This is a genomic window from Zhouia spongiae, assembly GCF_022760175.1.
GTDB lineage: Bacteria > Bacteroidota > Bacteroidia > Flavobacteriales > Flavobacteriaceae > Zhouia > Zhouia spongiae.
On the sequence record NZ_CP094326.1, the window covers coordinates 3163696 to 3186447 of the forward strand.

Consider the following 22752-nt stretch of genomic DNA (forward strand, 5'->3'; position numbering starts at 1 on the left):
TTTTGACCAACCGTGATCATTCAGAAAGTTTGCAAAGCGTATTCAGGCAAAATAGCAGCGCAGGTGATTTCTTGGGCCTGTATATTTAATCGATGGATATAACCTGTGATTCTTTTAAAGGGTAATTTTTTCAGAATTTGTCGCGGAATGATTACTTTCACGCTATAATTCGATAAAATGATCCAAGCTTCAAACATTCATAAAACTTTTGGCTCCCTTGAAGTGTTAAAAGGAGTTGATTTACATATTAAAAAGAGTGAAGTAGTTTCCGTTGTCGGAGCTTCAGGTGCCGGAAAAACCACTTTATTACAAATTTTGGGAACCCTCGATACCGCAGACAAGCAGCCGCTATGCGATCTAAAAATAAACGGTACCAGGATAAACCATTTAAAAGACAAGGAATTGGCTAAGTTCAGAAATGAACATATCGGTTTTATCTTTCAGTTTCATCAGTTACTGCCTGAATTTACTGCTTTGGAAAATGTTTGTATTCCGGCATATATTAAAAAAATTTCAAAACCCGATGCGGAAAGAAAGGCAAAAGAATTATTGGAATATTTAGGACTTTCCCACAGAGTCGATCATAAACCTGGTGAGCTTTCGGGAGGAGAACAGCAAAGGGTCGCTGTAGCCAGAGCTTTAATTAACAATCCTTCTGTTGTTTTTGCCGATGAACCTAGCGGAAACCTCGATTCAGAAGGAGCCGATAATCTCCATAAATTATTTTTCGACTTGAGGGACCGGTTTGGACAAACCTTTGTGATTGTCACCCACAATGAAGAACTTGCCAATATGGCTGATCGAAAATTAGTGATGGTTGATGGTAAAATTGTAGATGAAGATAAATAAGCGGTTATGACTCACCATGAGTTAAAAGAATTTTTAGATGAAAAGGTAATTACCTACAATAATCCTGAGTTTATTGAAACTGATCCTATTCAGGTTCCACACAAATTTTCAATAAAGGAAGATATTGAAATTGCAGGTTTTTTTGCTTCTACAATTGCATGGGGAAACAGAAAAACTATTATTGTAAATGCAAAAAAAATGATGGCGCTGATGGGAAATGCCCCATATGATTTTATAATGTCGTCCACAACAGACGACCATGAACGCCTGGAAACATTTGTACACAGGACTTTCAACGGTCAGGATTTTATTCAGTTTATAATTTCATTACGTCATATCTATCAGAACTATAATGGGCTGGAAGCTGTTTTTACGAAATATGCCAAGGAGGATTCCCTGCAAGAATCCATATCCATGTTTAAAAAGGTGTTTTTTGAACGAGAACATTTAAGAAGAACACAGAAACATATTTCAGATCCATTGAAAGGCTCTGCCGCTAAACGAATTAATATGTTCTTGCGTTGGATGGTCAGGCCTGATGATACAGGTGTCGACCTGGGAATATGGAAAAGCCTTTCCCCTGCCCAGCTATCTTGTCCGCTAGACGTTCACTCAGGTAACGTAGCGCGTAAATTAGGTTTACTTACCAGAAAACAAAATGATGCCAAAGCGCTGTTGGAATTAGATTCCGGCTTAAGGTCACTGGACCCTCGGGATCCCGTTAAATATGATTTTGCCCTCTTTGGGTTAGGGGTATTTGAAAAATTTTAAGATGTCTGAAAATCAACTGTATGAATATTTAAAGAGGTATGTTTCAATCAATCATGATGAAATAGGATTATTGTTCGAATATATCAGGGAAGAAAGCTTCAAGAATAAAGAATACCTGTTACAGCAAGGAGATATATGCAGATATAAATATTTTATCCTGAACGGACTTGTAAGGACTTACCACATCGATGATAAAGGGACTGAAAAAATTACGCAATTCGCCATAGAAAACTGGTGGGTTAGCAATATCGAAAGTTTTGTTTTGGAGAGGCCTTCCGAGCAATACATACAGGCTATTGAAAACACTACGGTTCTTAAAATATCCAAAGAGGATCTCGAATCGGCATTTCAGAAAATCCCTAAACTCGAAAGGGCATTCAGAATGATCACCGAAAATATGCTTATTGCCATACAAAGACGCTACGAGTTTTATCAGAAAAAAAGCAGTAAAGAACGTTATCAGTATATGGTAGATTCGCTCCCCGGTTTTACACAAAGGGTACCACAGTACATGATTGCATCTTATTTAGAAATTTCACCTGAATACTTAAGCACAGTCCGAAAAGGATCATAAATTTCATTTCTTAAGATATCTTAAGAAACAGCTGTACACTCCGCCATAATTTTGTATTCTATAATCAATACAATAACATATTATGGTACGAATAACTGAAAAAGATATCCCAAAAGGATTTTATGAAAAATTAATGGCGGTTGAAAACTATTTCAAAGAACTTCCGTTGGATCTAAAATTGCTGGAACTAATAAGGTTACGTGTTGCACAACTTAATAAATGTGCCTATTGTGTAGACATGCATCATAAGGAACTTAAAAATGCCGGAGAAACGGAATTAAGGCTTTCTTCTGTCTGTGTCTGGCAGGAAACACCATATTTTTCGGCAAAGGAACGCATTGTTCTCCGGTTTACGGAAGAGCTGACAATTTTAGATGACCGGTCTGTTTCTCAGGAATTGTTAGATAAACTCGGGACATTCTTTTCCAAAGATGAAATCTGCTATTTAACGCTGGTTATTGCTCAAATCAATACCTGGACCCGGCTTATGAGAACGTTTAGCTTCACACCGGGAAATTATCAGGTTCAAAAAAAGTGAAAAATGAAATCGTATTATATTAAATTATTCCTAAGAATTGCCCTGGCTCTGGGGTTTTTATCGGCTGTAGCCGATAGACTGGGACTATGGGGGCAAGAGGTCTCGGTTTGGGGTAACTGGCAAAACTTTCAAACATATACACAATCACTTGTTCCGTATATGCCAGAAGTCTTCATCCCGTTTATAGCTATAATCATCACACTGATGGAGGTTGTATTGGCGCTGCTGCTAATAATTGGTTTTCGGATTAAGATAACAGCGCTTGTCAGCGGTTACCTGCTCTTGGTTTTTGCCGTTTCAATGACCTTGTTCTATGGAATAAAAGGGACTTTTGATTATGCTGTTTTTACCGCCGCTGCTGCTGCAATGGGGCTAAGCACCTTAAGCGATCAATAACTTAGTCAAATCACACTAAGGTTTATTAGCAATAATGGATAGCTTTTCCGTTCATTATTGCTTTTTTGGTATGGTGTTTTGAAGAAAACCAGATTTAATTAATTTTATAACCGTAAAATGAGAAGTGGTCTAAAAGATGTCAAAAGTGTCATTCTGCTTTATATGGGAATCTCATCACGTTGATTCACAAATTACAGGAAGAGCCTGAAACGGGTTCAGGTTGGCAAACAGGCTTTTAAACCTCTTCAGGTTTCTTTATAAGGTTATGTATAAATACGGAATAGTACTTGGAGGCGGTGGAGCACGTGGATTTGCTCATCTGGGAGTTTTAAAGGCCCTCGAAGAAAAAAACATCAGGCCTGATGTTGTATCGGGAGTAAGTGCCGGAGCTATCATAGGAGCTTTTATTGCTGCGGGGAAATCCGTCGATGAAACTTTCGAGATTATGAAATCTCACAGTTTTAGCGACCTTTCGAGTCTTCAGATACCTAAAACAGGGATATTTAATTTTCACAAACTCGAGAGTTTACTACAAACGGTACTGGGGAAAATTGATCTCAAAGAACTGCCTATTCCTTTTTATGTTGCAGCTACGGATGTGCTGAATGGTCATATTGAATATTTTAACGAGGGGGATCTTTCACAAATAGTAATGGCTTCTGCTTCCATTCCGGTATTATTCTCGCCGATAAAAATTAATGACAGCTATTTTGTAGACGGCGGGGTGTTCAACAATACACCCATGGAACCTATTCGTTCCCTGTGTGAACACGTTATCATTAGCAGCATAAGTCCCTTACAACGTATAAGTGAACTCGGTGGTATTACGGATATAGCCGGAAGGACATTCCAGCTTTCAGTAAACGCAGCAAATGAAGTAAAAAAGAAAGAGGCTGATCTTTATATAGAACCCCTGAAATTAAGGGAATACTCTTTATTTGACACGGCAAAAGCCGAAGATATGTTCAAGTTAGGATACGAATATACAAGCAATATGGATTTTACATTCGAGCAATCTTTATTTCAAAAAATAAAGTCCGGATTTTCCAGACTGTTTGAAAAATAGGACCATATTCCCCTGCCGGTCTATTATAAAATTATATATTTGATGTAAGCTTGTTTTTCGAATGAACTTTAAACATCCTGATATCCTCTGGGCCCTTTTTTTATTGGTTATACCAATTATAGTCCACTTATTTCAATTACGTAAATTCAAAAAAACACCGTTCACGAATGTCCGGTTACTGAAAAAGATCAGTACCGAAACCCGGAAAAGTTCAGAATTAAAAAGATGGCTTGTTTTATTTGTCCGTATGTCGGCACTTGCATGTATTGTCATAGCTTTTGCTCAGCCATACATTGCTCGCAGGGATATTCAAAGCAAATTGACAGAGACAATTGTATATTTGGATAATTCGTTCAGCATGCAAGCCAAAGGAGCTAACGGACCTTTAATGCAACGCGCAATAAAAGAATTGATAGATAACATATCTCTTAAAAGTTCGATTTCGGTCCTCACGAATAACGATTCATATAAAAGCCTTGGCCCGTCCTACCTTCAGGAAACATTATTAAATATAACATATACGGATAAACAATATAGCTTTGATGAAGTAGTTCTAAAAGCCAAAGGAATGTTTTCAAACGATAGTACCAGTGTTAAAAATCTAATCTATATATCCGACTTTCAGCTGAGAAATAGCACGGAGACATTTAATATTGATAAAAAAATCAATGTCAGGGCCGTAAAACTGACTCCGGAATCAATAAATAATATCTCCATCGACAGTATCTGTTTTAAAGATCATGCAAGTGGTACCAGAATGCTCTCTGTTCGGTTATCAAAAGAAGGAAATGTTAACGATAATATTCCTGTTTCCCTATTAGGTGAAGACAATAAATTATTAGCCAAAACGAGTGTGACATTTAACAGTTCAAACATCGCCGAGGCTTTGTTTAATGCTGCTAACCTGGAAGGAGTAAACGGTATGATCTCTATAGCAGACAATGGCTTGCTATACGACAACCAATTTTTCTTCTCCATCAACAGGCCGGAAAAAATCAACGTTCTGGTTATAAGTAATACAGACGATCAATTTCTTAAAAAGATTTATACTGATGATGAGTTTAATTATACTTCTTACCCTTTAAATCAGCTTGACTACAGTCGCCTGAATAACAACAACCTTATTGTCCTTAATGAAGTAGCCCCCTCACAACCACTTGTCAATACCCTTGATAATTTAAAGAATTCAGGGATCAGCATCCTCGTCATTCCTGAATTATCAGATCGTATAAATACAGCCTATTACAAAAAAATAACGAATGTCTCTTTTGACAGCATAGCAAGGGGTTCAAAAAAACTGACAAGTATTAATTTTGATCACCCCCTCCTTTATGAGGTATTTGAGAACCGGGTATCTAATTTTCAATATCCAGAAGTAAATCAATATTATAGAACCAGCGGGGATTTTTCAACCATACTGGGTTTTGAGAATAACGATCCGTTTCTCATCAGCAACGGTACGAACTATAGTTTTACCGCTTCACTGAACAGTAATAATTCCAACTTTAAAAATTCGCCTATCATCGTTCCTGTGCTATATAATATGGGAAAGAGAAGCTTATCGCTGCCAACGTTATATTATACCACAGAAGCCAATGAAGATATCGACCTGAACATTTCGCTTGATCAGGATGAGACCGTTACGATTCGGAATGAGGAGTTTAACTTTATTCCCATACAGCAGAATTATGGAGAAAAAGTTCGCGTCAATACAAGTAACACGGTTACTAAGGCAGGACATTACGGAGTTTATGTCCGTGAGCAGCTATTACAACACTTAAGTTTTAACCATAACAGAAAAGAAAGCAATCTTCAATATCTGGATATCAATCAATTAAATAATATCAGTGTTTCAGAATCAATTCCGAGTTTATTTGAAGAGTTAAAATCAGAAAACAAAGTAAAGGAGCTTTGGAAATGGTTTGTTATTTTTGCACTAATATTTTTAATTGCTGAAACGCTCATCTTAAAATATCTTAAATGAACACCCTTTTAAAAGCTGTCAAAATAATTGATCCGAACGGCGATCACCATTTAAAGACTAAAGATATTCTCATAGAAAATGGTATTATTTCTAAGATAGAAGATAAAATAGAAATCAAAGACAACATAAAGCTTGTCGAGATTGAGAACCTTCATGTCTCGCAAGGATGGTTTGATTCCAGTGTAAGTTTTGGAGAACCGGGTTTTGAAGAACGGGAAACGATTGGCAACGGACTACGAACTGCTGCTAAAAGTGGATTTACTTCCGTAGCTGTGAACCCAAACTCCAATCCGGTAATAGACTCAAATGCCGATATCGGTTTCTTAAAAGCTAAAGCTTTTGGCAATGCTGTTGACCTTTATCCGGTTGGAGCATTAACCGTTAACAGTGAGGGTGTCGACCTTGCTGAACTTTTCGATATGAAAAATGCCGGGGCGGTTGCTTTCGGAGATTATCAGAAATCGGTTTCTAATGCCAACTTAATAAAGATAGCCCTACAATACGCTCAGAATTTTGAAGGTCTGATACTTTCTTTTCCCCTAGAAAAGAAAATAGCAGGCAAAGGAGTGGTTAATGAAGAGGTTGCATCGACAAAACTGGGGTTAAAAGGCATCCCCGCACTGGCAGAAGAATTGAATATTGCAAGAGACCTGTTCATCTTAGAATATACAGGAGGTAAATTACATATCCCTACCATTTCAACAGCCAAATCCGTACAACTTATTAAAGAAGCCAAAGCTAAAGGATTAGATGTTACCTGTAGCGTTGCTATCCATAATTTGGTCTTAACCGATGATATCCTTGACGAATTCAATGCCAATTACAAGGTATTGCCGCCATTAAGAACCAAAAACGATGTGGAAGCCCTGATCATGGGAGTTAACGAGGGTGCTATAGATTTTGTTACCAGCGATCATAATCCTATTGATGTCGAACATAAAAAACTTGAGTTTGAGCATGCGCTATACGGCTCTATTGGTCTTGAAAGTGCTTTTGGTGTCCTGAACAGTATATTTGGAACCGAAAAGACCGTAGATTTACTCATTAAGGGCAAAAAGCGTTTTGGAATTAACGAATCGGGTATAGCGACAGGTAATAAAGCAGACTTATCCCTTTTTGCTCCTGACGGTGTCTATACTTTTGGCCCGGAGCATATTCAATCTCAGTCTAAAAACAGTGCTTTCCTGGGCAGGAAATTAAAAGGGGTAGCTCTCGGCATATATAATAACGGACAATTGATAATTAATGGACAGGAATGTGAATAAAGCAGGAAAAACTTCAGCTATTGTTAGTTATCTTACTATTGTGGGAGCCTTAATAGCTTTTTCTATGAACATGGAACCCAAGAACGAATTTGCACGTTTTCATATCAGGCAGGCTTTCGGAATTCATTTACTATACATATCCATAGCCATTCTTCTTGGCTTCTTTCAGAATATATATGCCTATTATGGTTTCTGGATATTTTCTTTTGTTCTCTGGATATATGGTTTTACGGGAGCATTACAAGGACGAAAAACAATAGTCCCTCTGGTTGGCAATTTATTTCAAAAATGGTTTAAGTTTATTCAATAATGCAACTACAAGAACTTTCTTTAGAACACCTTATCAAGGCACCAAACATAAAAAAGGAAAAACAATCCGTTTTGTTTATGTTTCATGGCTACGGTAGTAATGAGGAGGATTTATTTTCATTTGCCGGGGAACTTCCTGATGATCTTTTTATCATATCAGTTAGAGCTCCTTACACCCTTTCCGGTTTTGGTTATGCCTGGTATGCGATTCACTTTGATGCTGAAGACGGAAAATGGAGTGATGACGAACAGGCCGTAAAATCGCGGGAAATGATCAACAATTTTATAGATGAAGCCTGCGAAGCTTACAACCTGGATAAAAACAATGTAACCCTGTTAGGGTTTAGCCAGGGAACCATTTTGAGTTATGCTGTAGCACTCTCTTACCCTGAAAAAGTAAAAAATGTAATTGCGCTGAGTGGCTATATCAATGAGAAAATAATTCAACCGGATTATGAGCAAAACGATTTTACAAAGATTAGTGTTTATGCCTCTCATGGCAGTGCAGATCAGGTTATCCCGGTTGACTGGGCACGAAGGGCTCCTGTGTTTTTAAAGGCTTTAAACATCGATCATGTGTATGAAGAATTTCCCGTAGGTCACGGAGTGGCACCTCAGAACTTCTTTTCATTTAAAAACTGGCTGGAAAAACATCTGTAACTCTTATCCTCCTTTTGTTATTTTATATTGATATTCTTTAGGGGATATTTTTTTTAAACGTTTAAAAAGCCGGTTGAAATACGATCGGTTTTCAAAACCACAGCGCATAAAAACTTCCTTGATTTTAAGATCTGGATCCTGAAGCAGGCTCGAAGCCAGCTTTATACGCTCATTATTAATAAAATCGACCGGAGACATTCCCATCTCATTTTTAAACACACGATGAAAATTAGATTCGCTCATATAGGCTTTTTTGCTGAGTTCCAGCACACTCAGGGAACGTTGTAAATTATCACGTATGTAATCAACAATATAGGAAAGCCGGTTATTTCCTCCCAATTCCATAGTTTTCTCGGTATAAATCTTTTTAGAATTTGTCTGCATGATCCGTATAATCAGCTCCTTGAGCATATTATTGACAAACAAATCTTTAGAAGGATGATCTTCGGTGAAAAGAAATAATAAACGCTGTAATATCTGATAAATCCCTATATCGTTAGTAAAATGAAAATTATAATCGATAAAGCTCCACTCCTTCTGATCCGCTTTAGGTAATTTATCATTCATTAAAGCTATGATTTCACTGATCATTTCTCTCGATATAGCCATTGCCAGACATCGTGTCGGGTCGTTTTCTTTTGCTTCGGGAAAATCGATGCACATAAGCTCGTCTGCCGGCAACATTCACGGTTGCGACTTTTATATGTCAAAATCTCAGTTTGAATACTGGAAACACACTCAGCTAACGGTTGATATTGTTAAAGGCAGAGGAGCGAGTTTCTCTCTTGAGATTCCGCTGGGTATCAGGTTTATTATTAAATCCAGACTTTACAGTCCTGATGAACTAAATAAACTATCCCCTATCCGCTTGGCCTCAGAAAAAATTTAAGTTATAGCAGTTTGATTAGGGTTGGTTAGATTTATGGCCTGTCTTGTGTTTTGAGACAGGCCTTTAGCATTAACCTAATCTTTCCGTAGGCTTCAGGTACAAAGAAGTTATTATGCCACCGGCTAATGAAGCTCCGATAACTGTCAATGACAGCCATTCAGGTAACGTATAATGATGTGATATGATTAATTTGATCCCTACAAATATTAATATCACAACTAAACTGTATTCTAAATAAGAAAACCTGTTAAGCATATTCGACAAAAAGAAATACATAGACCTCAATCCCATAATAGCCATAATATTAGAACTAAATACTAAGAAAGGATCATGCGTAATGGCCAGAATCGCAGGAATACTGTCTAAAGCAAAAAGTATATCTGTAAATTCTATAACGATAAGAGCTATAAGCAAGGGGGTAGCTGCTAATATATGCCTTCTTCTTACCAGGAAATGCTCTCCGTCTATTTGTGTCGTTATGGGTATTATCCTGCGTATATTCTTATATACAAATGATTTCTTGGGATTAAAATTATCATCCTTTTTGAATAACATCCGCAATGCTGTAAATATTAAAAACCCTCCAAAAACATAGGTCGCCCAATAGATCTTTTTAATAAGTATAACGCCAAAGAATATCATTAGTGCCCTGAATACAATAGCTCCTAAAATACCCCAAAATAAAACCCGGTGCTGAAATTTCTGCGGGATACTGAATGAAGAGAAGATAACTGCTATTACAAAGATATTGTCAACGCTTAAGGACAATTCTATCAGGTAACCTGTTATGTATTTTAAAGTGGCATTGGCAGGTGTCAGGCCATCAGGGTTTTCGATATACCCCTTGGAGTATATATAATATACAACGAGTGAAAACAACAAGGCTGAACTAACCCATATAGCAGTCCAGAAACCGGCTTCTTTATTGCTGATAACATGAGCCTTTTTATTAAAGATTCCCAGATCCAGGGCTAAAAACAATACAATTCCGGAAATAAAAATTCCCCAAACTAAATTAGTTTCCATAATCCTAATATCCCGTGTATAGCAAATAATCTGTTAAAGTAAAATCTATTCCCAGATCATTTTTCAGTTCATACTTTATAAATAACTCGCCCCAGTATTTGCCGTCTGAAAAATCGGCTATAATCCATTTATGGTTCAATACTTTTATTTTATTGATTTTCATAGGGCCGTTCATTCCTTCATAAGGCACCAGCGGATTATCTCCCTTGGCCTCATTTGTTTCAAGAAGTTTATCCGCTATATACCTGGAAAGATCATCAATATGCACGTCATCAAAATAAGTAAGTGCATCATCGTTATTTTCTAAAGAAAAATACTGAAGGTTAAAGTTCCTGAGCGTTAATTGTTGTATAGAATCTTCATAGACCTTAAGTTCTTCTTTCAGATCTTCCATCCTTTCAGATTCTGCGTCAAAGTATTTTTTTGAGTTCACATACTGAAACAAAATGAACAATACTGCGAAAAAAAACAAATACATATAAATCCTGCTCTTCATTGTGCTATATTTCTATTGTTAAATTATCGTAAGCCAAAAAAACATTTTCAGGCAATCCTGATTCTACTTCCTTATGAAAACCCAACATATGGCTAATATGGGTCAGATATGCTTTCCGGGGCTGTATCTCATCAATTAATCTCAAGGCTTCTTCAAGGTTCAGATGTGAATTATGAGGCTCCACCCTTAAAGCATTAATCACCAAAACGTCCAGGTCTTTAAGCTTTTCTATTTCTTCCTCATCTATGGTTTTCACATCAGTGAGGTAAGCAAATCTTTTAAACCTGTACCCGAATACCTGCAAATTATGGTGCCATACATTCACAGGGATAACTTCCAAATCACCAAGGAAAATATTCTTATTGTTTTCCACCTCATATTTATCTACTTCCGGAGCACCGGGATATCGCTCATGAGGCTCGACAAAAATATAATCAAATCGTTTTTCCAAAGATCTTAAAACCCTTTTGTGTGCATATATCGGAAGACTCCCCTGCCTGAAGTAAAATGGTCTGATGTCATCTAAACCCGCCGTGTGGTCCGCATGTTCATGTGTAAACAAAATACCATCGATTCTTTTCACATTTTGAGTAAGCATCTGCTGCCTGAAATCAGGTCCGCAATCGATCACGTAACAGTAATCATCCCACGACACCATCACTGAGACACGCAACCTTTTATCTTTTGGATCTTTACTCAAACAAACCGGATGATCGCTACCAATAATTGGTATGCCTTGAGAGGTTCCTGTGCCTAAAAACGTAACTTTCAAATCGATGAATTTTAAACCAAACTTACATAAAATTTTCTCATTAAAAGAGTATGCTATTCAAATTAAAAAGTTTTTAAAATTTTAACTTTTATACCAGATAGAATAAAGGTTTAACCCAAAAACGGAGTTCCTCGAAGGAATTTAAATTTCTACGGTTTTTCGGCATTACCTTCATGAATCTTATTAACTTTGCAATAAACAAAACAACATAACAATGGCTATTGTTTTACAAGGTGACAAAAATTTTGAAAACATACCTTCTTTAAAATCCAAGGCACTTAGGATTAATCTTAACGAAGATATTTACGGAACATTTGCCGAGATTGGCGCAGGACAAGAAACTGTCAGACATTTTTTCAGGGCTGGAGGGGCATCAGGCACGATAGCCAAAGCCATGAGTGCTTACGATAAAGACTTTAGTGATGCCATTTATGGTCCGGAAGAAGACGGGCGCTACGTAACAGAATCCAGACTCAAAAAAATGCTTTCTCACGAAATGCGCTTAATGGAAGAACGTATTACCAGAGAAAAACACCCCAATAAACTTTTCTTTTCGTTTGCCAATACTGTTGCTACCATCGATTTTAGTAAAAAATACAAAGGTCATGGCTGGATGGGAATAAGGTTCCAGATAGACCCGAATGAAGATTATAACGAGATCGTACTTCATATACGTTTTAAACAGACTGAAGCTAGGTTACAACAGGAAACTCTCGGGATTGTTGGTCTAAACCTCATTTATGGTGCATTTTACAAGCATGACAAGCCTAAAAAGTTATTGAAATACCTTTACGACCATATTGATAAAGATACACTGGAAATAGACACCATAAACTTTTCAGGGCCTAGTTTTAAGGATGTAGATAATCGCCTGATGAGTTTACAACTCGTTAAAAACGGGATGACCCACGCCGTAATGTTCGGACCTGACGGCAATAATATTCTGCCTGCTGCCGTATTATATAAAAAGAATATATTGGCACTTCGCGGAAGTTTCAGACCCGTTACCTTGGTGAATATGGACATGTATAAAAAATCGTATGAGATTTTTATACGGGAAAACAAGGTAGAGCAAGACAATACCGTGGTAATATTTGAAATAACCTTATCTAACTTAAGAGCCGAAGGTGAAATTGATGAGAAAGATTTTATGGACAGGGCCCAACTCTTGTGTTCTTTAGGCCATAAGGTAATGATATCAAATTTCCAGGAGTACTATAAGCTGGTTGAATATTTCTCTAACTATTCACGTGAAAGAATGGCGCTGACCATGGGAGTTAATAACCTGGTTGAAATTTTTGACGAAAAGTATTACCGACATTTAAGCGGTGGTATCCTCGAAGCCTTTGGTAAACTCTTCTACAAAGACCTGAAAGTATACCTGTATCCGATGATCAATCAGGAAACCGGTTCTGTAAGTACCAGTAACAACCTGAAAGTACACCCACGGATGAAAGAACTTTATAAATTCTTTAAATACAACGGAAAGGTTGTTGATATTTTTGATTACACCCCGGAGATATTAAATATCTACTCCAGAGAGGTACTGAAGATGATTGCCGATGGCGAAGAAGGTTGGGAAGAGCTCCTGCCTGAAGGTATTTCCCAGCTGATCAAAGAACAGCAATTGTTTGGTTACCATCCTGAGAACTACGACAAGCAGAAATCAAAAAATTTAATTGAAGATAATTAACAAACAAGATACTACAACAAAAAGCCCTTGATTGATTTCAAGGGCTTTTTTATTGTATCATTATAGCGCTGATAAAAATTAAATTATTGTTTTTCAAAATCTAAAGAGTTACTTTTTTAAAACAAAAAATCCACCTTCTGAACAGAAGGTGGATTAAATATATAGAATATTTATCGTTATCTTAGATTACTAGCCTAGTACTTCAGCTACTTTTTTTCCGATTTCAGCAGGAGAATCTACAACGTGGATGCCACATTCACTCATAATCCTCTTTTTTGCTTCCGCCGTATCATCAGCTCCTCCAACAATAGCACCGGCATGTCCCATCGTACGTCCTTTCGGGGCAGTTTCACCTGCGATAAAACCAATAACAGGCTTTTTATTCCCATTTTCTTTCACCCAGCGAGCAGCATCAGCCTCTAATTGACCACCAATTTCTCCGATCATTACGATACACTCTGTTTCCTCGTCATTCATTAACAACTCAACAGCTTCTTTTGTAGTCGTACCTATAATCGGATCACCACCGATTCCGATAGCTGTAGTAATTCCGAGCCCTTGTTTAACAACCTGGTCGGCAGCTTCATAGGTTAAAGTACCTGATTTAGATACGATTCCGACGTTTCCTTTTTTGAACACAAAACCAGGCATGATTCCCACTTTTGCCTCCCCAGGAGTGATTACACCCGGACAGTTAGGACCGATTAAACGACAATCTTTATCATTTACATAATCATATGCCTTCACCATATCTGCCACAGGAATACCTTCAGTAATCGTAATGATTACTTTAATACCTGCGTCTGCAGCTTCCATAATAGCATCCGCAGCAAAAGCAGGCGGTACAAAAATGATAGTCGTATCTGCACCAACTTTCTCAACGGCTTCAGAAACTGTATTGAAAACAGGTTTTCCCAGATGTTCCTGACCTCCTTTGCCGGGGGTAACCCCCCCAACCACGTTGGCTCCATATTCGATCATTTGTTCGGCGTGAAAAGTCCCTTCACTACCTGTAAATCCTTGTACAATTATTTTTGAATCTTTATTTACTAAAACACTCATGAGTTATTTTTTTAGCTTCACAAAAGTAGTATTTAGAATACGAACTGCGAAATGAATTTTAATATTTTAATGATGATTTAAACTTATCCTATTTTTTCAATAATAGACGGAATCTGTCGTATCGATGCCAGCTCCTTATACTTCTTTCGTGCTTCTTCAGCCGGATACCCAAAATAGGTTGCATGCCCCGCCAACGATTTACTGATGCCCGACTGCGCCAGTATAACAGCCTTTTCTCCAATAGTTATTCCACTTGTCATTCCCACTTGTCCCCAAATGGTAACTTCATCTTCAATAACTACACATCCGGCTATTCCTGTCTGGGACGCGATCAAGCATTTTTTTCCTATTACGGTATCATGACCTACATGAACCTGATTATCTATCTTGGTACCTGTTTTAATCGTGGTATCTCCCGTAACTCCTTTATCGATGGTACACAGGGCTCCAAGATCAACATGGTCTTCTATGACTACCCTGCCTCCTGAAAGCAATTTATCAAAGCCGCTTGGCCTGTTCTTGTAATAAAAAGCATCGCCTCCCAGAACAGAACCTGCATGAATCGTCACATTGTTTCCGATCACTGTATTATCGTAAATACTTACATTGGCATGAATCAGGCAGTGTTCGCCGATCACAACATTATTTCCGATAAAAGCACCGGGCTGTACAACCGTACCCTTCCCTATTTTAGCTGATGGGGCAACAAGCCCGCTTGCCGCCTGAAAAGGTTTAAAATATTCGGTCAGCTTGTTGAAATCACGAAAAGGATCATCAGAGACCAGAAGCGCTTTTCCCTCAGGGCATTCAACTTCTTTATTGATCAATACAATGGTCGCAGCGGAATTTAACGCCTTGTCATAGTATTTCGGATGATCCACAAATACAATATCACCAGGCTCTACCACGTGGATTTCATTCATTCCTGAAACAGGAAAATCATCAGCACCGACATATTCAGCATTGATAATGGTGGCTATTTGTTTTAGCGTATGTATCTGAGGAAACTTCATAAAAAAAGAATCTACTATTCCTTAACACGCTCTACATAAGCGCCTTTATCTGTCTCTATTTTAATCTTATCGCCTTCATTAATAAATAAAGGAACATTAACCGTGGCACCGGTTTCAACCGTTGCAGGCTTTGTAGCATTGGTTGCCGTATTGCCTTTTACTCCCGGTTCTGTATGTGTTACTTCCAGAATTACATGCGTTGGCATTTCAACAGAAAGTGGCATTCCGTCTTCCGAATTGATCAAAACAGAAACTACTTCTCCTTCTTTTAGAAGTTCCGGAGCGTCCAAAGTTCCTTTTTGAAGTGTAATTTGATTAAAATCTTCTGTGTTCATAAAGTGAAATGTCTCTCCTTCCGGATACAGGAACTGGAAACTATGGGTCTCTACCCGGACATCTTCAATCTTGTGACCTGCCGAAAATGTATTATCGATCACTTTTCCGGTGGTTACACTTTTAAGTTTTGTTCTTACAAACGCCGGTCCTTTTCCTGGTTTTACGTGTAAAAACTCTATGATTTTGAATATGTCGTGATTGTAACGAATACACAACCCTTTTTTGATATCTGAAGTACTTGCCATTTTAGTAAAAATAAATTTAGTATGAATTGATTTAACCGTTCGCGCTGAAATATCCTTTCATGATACCTCGTTGAGAATCTTTGATAAACTGAAGTATTTCGTCCCTTTCAGGGGTAGCTTCCATTTCAGCCTCAATAATTTCCACCGCTTGGGTATTATTATAATTTCTTTGATACAATATTCTGTAGATATCCTGAACTTCCCTGATCTTTTCGGTAGAGAATCCGCGTCTGCGTAACCCTACTGAATTAATACCTACATAAGACAATGGTTCTCTTGCAGCCTTCACATATGGCGGCACATCTTTTCTCACCAGAGAACCTCCCGTAACAAAGGCATGATTCCCTATAGAACAAAACTGATGAACGGCCGTCATTCCTGCCAGAACAACATTATCCCCGATAGTAATATGTCCTGCCAGCGTACTGTTATTGGAGAATATACAGTTATCCCCTACTATACAATCGTGGGCTACATGACAATAAGCCATTATCAGGCAATTATTCCCTATAACGGTTTTCATCCTGTCACTTGTCCCTTTATTGATCGTTACACATTCCCGTATGGTTACATTGTCTCCTATCTCTGCAATGGTATCTTCGCCATCGTATTTTAAATCCTGGGGAGGAGCTGATATAACTGCTCCGGGGAAAATATTACAGTTCTTCCCTATTCTTGCCCCTTCCATTATGGTTACATTGCTCCCTATCCATGTTCCCTCTCCTATAACAACATTATTATGTATGGTTGTAAAGGGTTCAATAACTACATTCTTAGCTATCTTGGCACCCGGATGTACATATGCTAGTGGTTGATTCATCTGTCAGTTAGTTTTTTACTTTTACAATTTGGGCCATTAGTTCAGCTTCAGTAGCTAATTTACCATTAGCATAAGCATATGCCTGCATATGACAAATACCTCTTCTGATAGGTGATATAAGCTCGCACTTGAATATCAATGTGTCACCCGGAGAAACTTGCTGTTTAAACTTCACATTATCCATTTTCATAAAATACGTGAGGTAATTTTCGGGATCCGGCACGGTACTTAACACTAAAATACCTCCTGTCTGCGCCATAGCCTCTACCTGAAGTACTCCAGGCATAACCGGAGCTCCGGGAAAGTGGCCTTCGAAGAAAGGTTCGTTCATCGTAACGTTCTTCAATCCAACCACATGACTCTCGGATAATTCTAATATTTTATCCACCAGTAAAAAGGGAGGTCTGTGCGGAAGCTTCTTCATAATCTCGGTAACATCCATCAATGGTGGCTGATTAAGATCGAACTTAGGCACTTTATTTCGTTTTTCTATTTTAATAATCTTAGACAGTTTTTTTGCAAACTGGGTATTTACAAAATGTCCGGGTTTATTGGCTATAACTTTCCCCCTTATCCTTGTACCGACTAACGCCAGATCACCTATAACATCAAGTAGTTTATGTCTTGCTGCTTCATTCGGATAATGTAAGGTCAGGTTATCTAAAATACCATTAGGCTTGACAGCTATCGAATCTTTATCAAATGCTACCTTAAGTTTCTCCATGGTTTGTACAGACAATTCTTTATCCACATACACAATTGCATTGTTTAGATCACCCCCTTTTATGAGTCCATGTTCTAACAACGTCTCAATTTCATGCAAGAAGCTAAAAGTCCTGGCGTTTGCAATCTCTTCCTTAAAATCGGCCATTTTCTTAAGGGTTGCATTTTGAGTCCCCAAAACTTTTGTGCCAAAATCTACCATAGTGGTTACCTGATATTCATCAGCTGGAATTATCGTAATTTCACTACCGCTTTCTTCATCAGTATATGAGATCACATCCGTAACTACATACTCTTCACGTTCTGCTTCTTGTATTACAATTCCGGCATCTTCTAAAGCTTCTATAAAATATTTAGATGACCCGTCCATAATTGGCGGTTCAGAAGCATCTAATTCTATTAAAACATTATCAATATCAAGTCCGACCAATGCCGCCAAAACGTGCTCGGAAGTTTGAATCTTCACTCCATTTTTTTCAAGGTTGGTACCTCTCTGTGTATTGACTACAAAATTGGCATCTGCTTCAATAACGGGCTGGCCTTCAAGATCAACACGTTTAAAGGCATAACCAAAGCCTTCTGCTGCGGGCTTGAAAGTCATTGTTACTTCTTTACCGGTATGGAGCCCGACCCCTTTTAGAGAAACTTCTTTTGCAATTGTACGTTGCTTTTCTGTAATGGTATTAGTCATTGAATGTATGTTTTTTTTCAAGTTGGTCTATTTTATCAACTATCTTAGGAAGATTTCTAAAATGAACATAAGACTTATTATAATCGGAATATCCCATGGCTGGAGAACCTTGTAGAACTTCATCATCTTTAACATTCCTTCCGATACCGGACTGGGCCTGTATTCTGACCCTGTCACCAATTACGATATGGCCGACAATTCCTACCTGACCGCCTATCATACAGTTCTTTCCAATTTTTGTAGATCCGGCAATACCCGTTTGGGCTGCTATAACCGTATTCTCTCCTATTTCAACATTATGAGCTATTTGTATTTGATTGTCGAGCTTTACGCCTCTCCTGATAACCGTCGAACCCAGAGTAGCCCTGTCTATTGTAGTTCCCGCCCCAACATCTACAAAATCTTCTAAAATAACATTCCCGGTCTGAGGGACTTTTTGAAATTCTCCTTTCTCATCGGGGGCAAAACCAAAGCCGTCAGCTCCTATTACAGAACCACTGTGAATTACACAATTACTACCTATAACTGATTCGGAATAAATCTTGGCCCCAGCAAAAACAATAGTGTGATCGCCGATAGATGCATTATCTCCGATATAAGCATTGGGATATACTTTTACGTTGTTTCCTATTTTAACATTCTCCCCTACATATGTAAAAGCACCGATATAGACATCCTGACCATAGGATGCTGATTCGGATATAAAAACCGGTTGCTCAACACCTTGTTTGTTATGTTTCACCTGGTTATAATATTCAAGAAGCTTAGAAAACGCCTTATACGCATCAACGACCTTGATCAAAGTCGTTGACAGGGAAGCATCCAATTCAAAATCCTTGTTAACAATCGTAACGGATGCTTTGGTCGTATATATAAAAGGTTTATACTTCGGATTGGCCAAAAAGGTTAATGAACCTTCTGTACCTTCTTCTATTTTAGAAAGCTTTGAGACTTCAACATTAGGATCCCCTACCACATCTCCTTCTAAAATATTGGCTATTTGTGCTGCTGTAAATTTCATCATGGCAAAAGTATAAAAAAACTCTAAATGTTATGACTTGGGGAAGCACAGATAATATTTAGTGACCGGTTTTGAGAGTGCTTTGAGGTTTAACTGGTCCGAAGCCTTGGCTACATCTATGATTTTCCCCGACTTAGAAAGAATGTTGATATTTTGTCGATCAAGATTATAAGCCTGATTTTCTATAGCGCCTGTAAAAATAAAATACGCAGCTTCATCTTCATCTATGCCTTCTGAGTTCATAAAAGCTTCTTTTAGTTTTTCAACCTTCTTTAAGGATATGGGCTTCTTTTTCAGTTTGATCTTCAACAAATCCCTGTCTAAAATCATCTGACATAAATTAGACAACACATAATCATCACAGAACTGCCATTCTTTCATGGCAGATATGATATCGTAATCATCCAATCGTGCAAAAGTTTGTAAAACCTTATTATCAAACCCCTTAAGATCTATTTCATTCTGAAGAAAATACGACAACGCAGAACTGGCCTGTAATTTCACTCCCTTTTCTACCAATTCTTTAGCCCGCTTTAAAATCCGGATAAGTATCTGTTCGGCGGCCAGACTTGTTTTATGTAAGTAAGCCTGCCAATACATCAGTCGCCTGGCTACTAAGAATTTCTCTACGGAATAGATCCCCTTTTCTTCGATTACCAACTCATCATCGATCACATTAAACATCGATATGATCCGCTCGGAATTAATATTTCCCTCTGCAACTCCGGTATAAAAACTATCGCGCTTTAAATAATCTGTCCGGTCCAAATCCAGCTGTCCGGATACCAATTGGTTCATAAACTTTCGGTGATACTGCCCTTTAAAAATCTGTATCGCCAGAAAAAGGGTTCCGTCAAACTCTTTATTTAAAGCTTCCATAAACAGCAATGAAATCCGTTCATGGCTAACCCCGTTTACAATACTATGCTCCATTGCGTGAGAAAACGGCCCGTGCCCGATATCGTGTAATAAAATGGCTGTTAACAACCCCATCTCTTCCTCATCCGATATCTCTACCTGCTTGAATCGCAATGCCTCGACCGCCTTTTTCATTAGGTGCATACATCCGAGTGCATGGTGAAACCTGGTGTGATGAGCACCGGGATATACCAAATAAGACATCCCCATCTGGGAAATCCTCCTTAGTCGCTGAAAGTATTTATGTTCTATTAAATCGTAAATTTGTGTATTGGGAATGGTAATAAAACCATATATTGGATCGTTAAAGATTTTCAGTTTATTGGTAGTTTTCAAAGTAAATAGAAATTTATAAAAAGCAAATATACGTAAGTATGAGCGACATAAAAATATTATGGGTTGATGATGAAATTGAGCTATTGAAACCTCACATCCTCTTCCTTGAGCAAAGAAATTATATTATCGATACAAGAAAAAGCGGTTTAGAGGCTGTAGACAGTATCGATTCCAATGATTACGACATTGTTTTCCTGGACGAAAACATGCCGGGGCTAAGCGGACTGGAAACCCTCTCTGAAATCAAAAGTAAAAAACCCGACCTCCCGGTCGTCATGATCACCAAAAGCGAAGAAGAAAATATCATGGAGGATGCGATCGGAGCTAAAATAGCTGATTACCTGATCAAACCGGTCAACCCCAATCAGATACTGCTGTCTTTAAAAAAGAATTTAGATCATTCCAGGCTGATATCAGAGAAGACTACTTCTAATTACCAACAGGAATTTGGCAAAATATCCATGGAACTTTCTATGGTAAACAGCTACCACGAATGGGCCGAACTCTATCAAAAACTTATATACTGGGAATTAGAACTTGAAGACATTGAGGATGTTGGACTCATAGAGATTCTTGAATCTCAAAAAACGGAAGCGAACTCACAATTCGGAAAGTTTGTACAAAAAAATTATCAGGATTGGTTTGACGATGCTGATGGTCCGGTAATGTCACATACACTGTTCAAAGACAAGATAATCCCGGAATTGAAAGACAATACCCCTACGCTTCTTGTTGTGATCGATAATTTAAGGTACGATCAATGGAGGGCTATCGAACCCCATGTAACCCCTTACTATAAAAAAGTTAAAGAATCTCCTTATTACAGCATATTACCCACAGCAACCCAATATGCCCGAAATTCAATTTTTTCCGGTTTAATGCCCGCCGAAATGGAAAAGCTATATCCTAAACTATGGAAAAACGATACGGACGAAGGAGGTAAAAATTTGCATGAGGCCGATTTTTTAAGTGAACAAATCAGGAGACTCGGTATTTCCTTAAAATGGGAATATCATAAAATCTCTTCACTTAAAGCCGGTCGGCAGCTGGCACAAAACTTTAAATCTCAAAAAGACAACGATTTAACAGTTATTGTTTACAACTTCGTAGACATGCTTTCACATGCTAAAACTGAAATGGAGGTGGTAAAAGAACTCGCCTCAAATGATAAGGCATACAGATCTTTAACCCAAAGCTGGTTTAAAAATTCTCCGTTGCTGGAAATCATACAGCAATCTCAACAGCTCGGTTTCCGGTTGATCATAACTACAGACCATGGCACTATAAATGTAAAGAACCCTTCTAAAGTGGTTGGCGACCGTGAAACCAGTTTGAATTTGAGGTATAAAACAGGCAGGAGCCTGACCTATGAAGAAAAAGACGTCCTTGGGTTTAAAAATCCAAAAGAGATACATCTCCCGGCCATAAACATGAGCAGTTCATTTATCTTTGCCAAAAACGACTTGTTTTTTGCTTATCCTAACAATTATAACCATTACGTTAGTTATTACAAGAACACATATCAGCATGGAGGAGTATCATTAGAAGAAATGATCATTCCTGTTGCAGTACTGGAACCTAAATAATTTAACACGTTACGGCCTTCCTTAAAACGGCCATACACTAATATACATTTATGCAGCATGCCTCGTACTTAATTCCTGTAAAATACACGGAACTCCATTTGTATATGAATCTCATAAGTTATCTGACCGGTCTGTAAAAATTGTCGTGTAATTTTTTATTTACCGACAGCTCATCTTTTATCAAAAGAGGAAATTCTCTTGCCGGAAAAATCGGCTTAAACCGGAAAAGGGGGGACAGCCGTAACAAAACTTATTTATTTACTTATAATTTATTAACTTTGCGACATATAATTATAGAGAATATAATCTACTAATTAAAAAGCTATGCCCAAAACAATTGACAGAATAACACATATCATCAGAATTTTTGGTTTAAGTGCAAGACAGTTTGATATGTCTATCGGCGCTTCAAATGGTTATACACTACGTATGAGCAAAAACAATGCTTCAGTCGGCAGCGATGTTCTTGCCAAGATATTAGAAAAGTATCCGGTAATCAATGCTCATTGGTTAATTACCGGTCAAGGCGACATGTTTAGTACAAACACCAAATCCAAGAGTATTGATACATTCAAGATTTCTGAGGAAGAGATCGATGCTATTATTGAGAAAAAACTGAAGCAGCGCGAAGACCGGGACAAAGACCATCTGCTAGATGAGATAAAAAAAGAAATAGAAGCTGCAAAAAAAGATTTAAAATAGCCTTTTATTAT

At 37.9% G+C, this 22752-nt stretch carries 25 protein-coding genes; 14 read left to right on the forward strand and 11 right to left on the reverse strand.

Annotation, left to right across the window (positions count from 1 at the left end):
- Positions 1-177: 177 nt before the first annotated feature.
- The 10 genes from MQE36_RS13660 to MQE36_RS13705 all read left to right on the forward strand — a co-directional run bounded on the left by MQE36_RS13660 (position 178) and on the right by MQE36_RS13705 (position 8412).
- Complete coding sequence (locus MQE36_RS13660) at positions 178-849, forward strand: ABC transporter ATP-binding protein (protein WP_242936537.1); 672 nt, start codon at positions 178-180, stop codon at positions 847-849.
- A 6-nt stretch (positions 850-855) separates the two neighbouring features.
- The gene (locus tag MQE36_RS13665) at positions 856-1620 is read left to right on the forward strand and encodes a TIGR02757 family protein (protein ID WP_242936538.1); all 765 of its coding nucleotides are present in this window, start codon (positions 856-858) and stop codon (positions 1618-1620) included.
- Between the two features lies 1 nt (position 1621).
- Positions 1622-2194: a Crp/Fnr family transcriptional regulator gene (locus tag MQE36_RS13670; protein WP_242936539.1), complete on the forward strand. Its 573-nt coding sequence runs from the start codon at positions 1622-1624 to the stop codon at positions 2192-2194.
- 82 nt (positions 2195-2276) lie between these two features.
- Positions 2277-2732, forward strand: a complete 456-nt coding sequence (locus MQE36_RS13675; protein ID WP_242936540.1) for a carboxymuconolactone decarboxylase family protein — start codon at positions 2277-2279, stop codon at positions 2730-2732.
- Positions 2733-2735: 3 nt separating this feature from the next.
- Positions 2736-3128 carry a DoxX family membrane protein gene (locus MQE36_RS13680; protein ID WP_242936541.1) on the forward strand — a complete coding sequence of 131 codons (393 nt, stop codon included), beginning with the start codon at positions 2736-2738 and terminating at the stop codon, positions 3126-3128.
- A 265-nt stretch (positions 3129-3393) separates the two neighbouring features.
- Positions 3394-4194: a patatin-like phospholipase family protein gene (locus tag MQE36_RS13685; RefSeq protein ID WP_242936542.1), complete on the forward strand. Its 801-nt coding sequence runs from the start codon at positions 3394-3396 to the stop codon at positions 4192-4194.
- A 61-nt stretch (positions 4195-4255) separates the two neighbouring features.
- Positions 4256-6178 carry a BatA domain-containing protein gene (locus tag MQE36_RS13690; protein ID WP_278286565.1) on the forward strand — a complete coding sequence of 641 codons (1923 nt, stop codon included), beginning with the start codon at positions 4256-4258 and terminating at the stop codon, positions 6176-6178.
- A complete protein-coding gene (locus tag MQE36_RS13695) occupies positions 6175-7443 on the forward strand; it encodes a dihydroorotase (protein ID WP_242936544.1) in 1269 nt (422 codons plus the stop codon). The genes MQE36_RS13690 and MQE36_RS13695 overlap by 4 nt, the downstream gene beginning before the upstream one ends.
- On the forward strand, positions 7424-7753 hold the full coding sequence (locus tag MQE36_RS13700; RefSeq protein ID WP_242936545.1) for a hypothetical protein: 330 nt from the start codon (positions 7424-7426) through the stop codon (positions 7751-7753). Before MQE36_RS13695 ends, MQE36_RS13700 begins: the two co-directional genes overlap by 20 nt.
- The gene (locus MQE36_RS13705) at positions 7753-8412 is read left to right on the forward strand and encodes an alpha/beta hydrolase (protein WP_242936546.1); all 660 of its coding nucleotides are present in this window, start codon (positions 7753-7755) and stop codon (positions 8410-8412) included. The genes MQE36_RS13700 and MQE36_RS13705 overlap by 1 nt, the downstream gene beginning before the upstream one ends.
- Before the next feature lie 3 nt (positions 8413-8415).
- Here MQE36_RS13705 and MQE36_RS13710 read toward each other — a convergent pair whose 3' ends face one another.
- Positions 8416-9096 carry an AraC family transcriptional regulator gene (locus tag MQE36_RS13710; protein ID WP_341461478.1) on the reverse strand — a complete coding sequence of 227 codons (681 nt, stop codon included), beginning with the start codon at positions 9094-9096 and terminating at the stop codon, positions 8416-8418.
- On the opposite strand from MQE36_RS13710, the gene MQE36_RS13715 reads away from it, so the two are divergent.
- Positions 8987-9301 carry a DUF779 domain-containing protein gene (locus MQE36_RS13715; RefSeq protein ID WP_242936548.1) on the forward strand — a complete coding sequence of 105 codons (315 nt, stop codon included), beginning with the start codon at positions 8987-8989 and terminating at the stop codon, positions 9299-9301. The genes MQE36_RS13710 and MQE36_RS13715 overlap by 110 nt on opposite strands.
- A gap of 69 nt (positions 9302-9370) precedes the next feature.
- On the opposite strand, the gene MQE36_RS13720 is transcribed toward MQE36_RS13715, so the two are convergent.
- The 3 genes from MQE36_RS13720 to MQE36_RS13730 are packed head-to-tail and all read right to left on the reverse strand — an operon-like array spanning position 9371 to position 11595.
- Positions 9371-10327, reverse strand: coding sequence for a TerC family protein (locus tag MQE36_RS13720; RefSeq protein WP_242936549.1), 957 nt, complete (start codon positions 10325-10327; stop codon positions 9371-9373).
- A gap of 4 nt (positions 10328-10331) precedes the next feature.
- Positions 10332-10823, reverse strand: a complete 492-nt coding sequence (locus MQE36_RS13725; RefSeq protein WP_242936550.1) for a hydrolase — start codon at positions 10821-10823, stop codon at positions 10332-10334.
- 4 nt (positions 10824-10827) lie between these two features.
- Positions 10828-11595: an MBL fold metallo-hydrolase gene (locus MQE36_RS13730; RefSeq protein ID WP_242936551.1), complete on the reverse strand. Its 768-nt coding sequence runs from the start codon at positions 11593-11595 to the stop codon at positions 10828-10830.
- Between the two features lie 214 nt (positions 11596-11809).
- Between MQE36_RS13730 and MQE36_RS13735 the strand changes: the two genes are divergently transcribed.
- Positions 11810-13288, forward strand: coding sequence for a TonB-dependent receptor (locus MQE36_RS13735; protein WP_242936552.1), 1479 nt, complete (start codon positions 11810-11812; stop codon positions 13286-13288).
- A gap of 189 nt (positions 13289-13477) precedes the next feature.
- Here the strand turns inward: MQE36_RS13735 and sucD are convergent, their stop codons facing one another.
- From sucD to MQE36_RS13770, 7 genes are all read right to left on the reverse strand, one after another.
- Positions 13478-14350 (reverse strand): succinate--CoA ligase subunit alpha, encoded by an 873-nt coding sequence (gene sucD, locus MQE36_RS13740; RefSeq protein ID WP_242936553.1) that lies wholly within the window; start codon positions 14348-14350, stop codon positions 13478-13480.
- 83 nt (positions 14351-14433) lie between these two features.
- Positions 14434-15363 (reverse strand): UDP-3-O-(3-hydroxymyristoyl)glucosamine N-acyltransferase, encoded by a 930-nt coding sequence (locus MQE36_RS13745; RefSeq protein WP_242936554.1) that lies wholly within the window; start codon positions 15361-15363, stop codon positions 14434-14436.
- Between the two features lie 14 nt (positions 15364-15377).
- Complete coding sequence (efp, locus tag MQE36_RS13750; protein WP_242936555.1) at positions 15378-15944, reverse strand: elongation factor P; 567 nt, start codon at positions 15942-15944, stop codon at positions 15378-15380.
- A 31-nt stretch (positions 15945-15975) separates the two neighbouring features.
- Positions 15976-16764: an acyl-ACP--UDP-N-acetylglucosamine O-acyltransferase gene (gene lpxA / locus MQE36_RS13755; RefSeq protein WP_242936556.1), complete on the reverse strand. Its 789-nt coding sequence runs from the start codon at positions 16762-16764 to the stop codon at positions 15976-15978.
- 7 nt (positions 16765-16771) lie between these two features.
- The gene (locus tag MQE36_RS13760; protein WP_242936557.1) at positions 16772-18178 is read right to left on the reverse strand and encodes a bifunctional UDP-3-O-[3-hydroxymyristoyl] N-acetylglucosamine deacetylase/3-hydroxyacyl-ACP dehydratase; all 1407 of its coding nucleotides are present in this window, start codon (positions 18176-18178) and stop codon (positions 16772-16774) included.
- Positions 18171-19199 carry a UDP-3-O-(3-hydroxymyristoyl)glucosamine N-acyltransferase gene (gene lpxD, locus MQE36_RS13765; RefSeq protein ID WP_242938854.1) on the reverse strand — a complete coding sequence of 343 codons (1029 nt, stop codon included), beginning with the start codon at positions 19197-19199 and terminating at the stop codon, positions 18171-18173. The genes MQE36_RS13760 and lpxD overlap by 8 nt, the downstream gene beginning before the upstream one ends.
- A 30-nt stretch (positions 19200-19229) precedes the next feature.
- Positions 19230-20453 carry an HD domain-containing protein gene (locus tag MQE36_RS13770; protein ID WP_242936558.1) on the reverse strand — a complete coding sequence of 408 codons (1224 nt, stop codon included), beginning with the start codon at positions 20451-20453 and terminating at the stop codon, positions 19230-19232.
- 38 nt (positions 20454-20491) lie between these two features.
- Between MQE36_RS13770 and porX the strand changes: the two genes are divergently transcribed.
- Positions 20492-22039 carry a T9SS response regulator signal transducer PorX gene (gene porX, locus MQE36_RS13775; RefSeq protein ID WP_242936559.1) on the forward strand — a complete coding sequence of 516 codons (1548 nt, stop codon included), beginning with the start codon at positions 20492-20494 and terminating at the stop codon, positions 22037-22039.
- A 324-nt stretch (positions 22040-22363) separates the two neighbouring features.
- On the forward strand, positions 22364-22741 hold the full coding sequence (locus MQE36_RS13780) for a hypothetical protein (protein WP_242936560.1): 378 nt from the start codon (positions 22364-22366) through the stop codon (positions 22739-22741).
- Positions 22742-22752 lie beyond the last annotated feature (11 nt).

What these genes read in the sequence shown, in the direction of transcription:
- MQE36_RS13660 (WP_242936537.1), top strand. Translation starts at nt 178, where the DNA reads ATGATCCAAGCTTCAAACATTCATAAAACTTTTGGCTCCCTTGAAGTG.
- MQE36_RS13665 (WP_242936538.1), top strand. Translation starts at nt 856, where the DNA reads ATGACTCACCATGAGTTAAAAGAATTTTTAGATGAAAAGGTAATTACC.
- MQE36_RS13670 (WP_242936539.1), top strand. Translation starts at nt 1,622, where the DNA reads ATGTCTGAAAATCAACTGTATGAATATTTAAAGAGGTATGTTTCAATC.
- MQE36_RS13675 (WP_242936540.1), top strand. Translation starts at nt 2,277, where the DNA reads ATGGTACGAATAACTGAAAAAGATATCCCAAAAGGATTTTATGAAAAA.
- MQE36_RS13680 (WP_242936541.1), top strand. Translation starts at nt 2,736, where the DNA reads ATGAAATCGTATTATATTAAATTATTCCTAAGAATTGCCCTGGCTCTG.
- MQE36_RS13685 (WP_242936542.1), top strand. Translation starts at nt 3,394, where the DNA reads ATGTATAAATACGGAATAGTACTTGGAGGCGGTGGAGCACGTGGATTT.
- MQE36_RS13690 (WP_278286565.1), top strand. Translation starts at nt 4,256, where the DNA reads ATGAACTTTAAACATCCTGATATCCTCTGGGCCCTTTTTTTATTGGTT.
- MQE36_RS13695 (WP_242936544.1), top strand. Translation starts at nt 6,175, where the DNA reads ATGAACACCCTTTTAAAAGCTGTCAAAATAATTGATCCGAACGGCGAT.
- MQE36_RS13700 (WP_242936545.1), top strand. Translation starts at nt 7,424, where the DNA reads ATGGACAGGAATGTGAATAAAGCAGGAAAAACTTCAGCTATTGTTAGT.
- MQE36_RS13705 (WP_242936546.1), top strand. Translation starts at nt 7,753, where the DNA reads ATGCAACTACAAGAACTTTCTTTAGAACACCTTATCAAGGCACCAAAC.
- MQE36_RS13715 (WP_242936548.1), top strand. Translation starts at nt 8,987, where the DNA reads ATGATTTCACTGATCATTTCTCTCGATATAGCCATTGCCAGACATCGT.
- MQE36_RS13710 (WP_341461478.1), bottom strand. Translation starts at nt 9,096, where the DNA reads ATGTTGCCGGCAGACGAGCTTATGTGCATCGATTTTCCCGAAGCAAAA.
- MQE36_RS13720 (WP_242936549.1), bottom strand. Translation starts at nt 10,327, where the DNA reads ATGGAAACTAATTTAGTTTGGGGAATTTTTATTTCCGGAATTGTATTG.
- MQE36_RS13725 (WP_242936550.1), bottom strand. Translation starts at nt 10,823, where the DNA reads ATGAAGAGCAGGATTTATATGTATTTGTTTTTTTTCGCAGTATTGTTC.
- MQE36_RS13735 (WP_242936552.1), top strand. Translation starts at nt 11,810, where the DNA reads ATGGCTATTGTTTTACAAGGTGACAAAAATTTTGAAAACATACCTTCT.
- sucD (WP_242936553.1), bottom strand. Translation starts at nt 14,350, where the DNA reads ATGAGTGTTTTAGTAAATAAAGATTCAAAAATAATTGTACAAGGATTT.
- MQE36_RS13745 (WP_242936554.1), bottom strand. Translation starts at nt 15,363, where the DNA reads ATGAAGTTTCCTCAGATACATACGCTAAAACAAATAGCCACCATTATC.
- efp (WP_242936555.1), bottom strand. Translation starts at nt 15,944, where the DNA reads ATGGCAAGTACTTCAGATATCAAAAAAGGGTTGTGTATTCGTTACAAT.
- lpxA (WP_242936556.1), bottom strand. Translation starts at nt 16,764, where the DNA reads ATGAATCAACCACTAGCATATGTACATCCGGGTGCCAAGATAGCTAAG.
- MQE36_RS13760 (WP_242936557.1), bottom strand. Translation starts at nt 18,178, where the DNA reads ATGACTAATACCATTACAGAAAAGCAACGTACAATTGCAAAAGAAGTT.
- lpxD (WP_242938854.1), bottom strand. Translation starts at nt 19,199, where the DNA reads ATGAAATTTACAGCAGCACAAATAGCCAATATTTTAGAAGGAGATGTG.
- porX (WP_242936559.1), top strand. Translation starts at nt 20,492, where the DNA reads ATGAGCGACATAAAAATATTATGGGTTGATGATGAAATTGAGCTATTG.
- MQE36_RS13780 (WP_242936560.1), top strand. Translation starts at nt 22,364, where the DNA reads ATGCCCAAAACAATTGACAGAATAACACATATCATCAGAATTTTTGGT.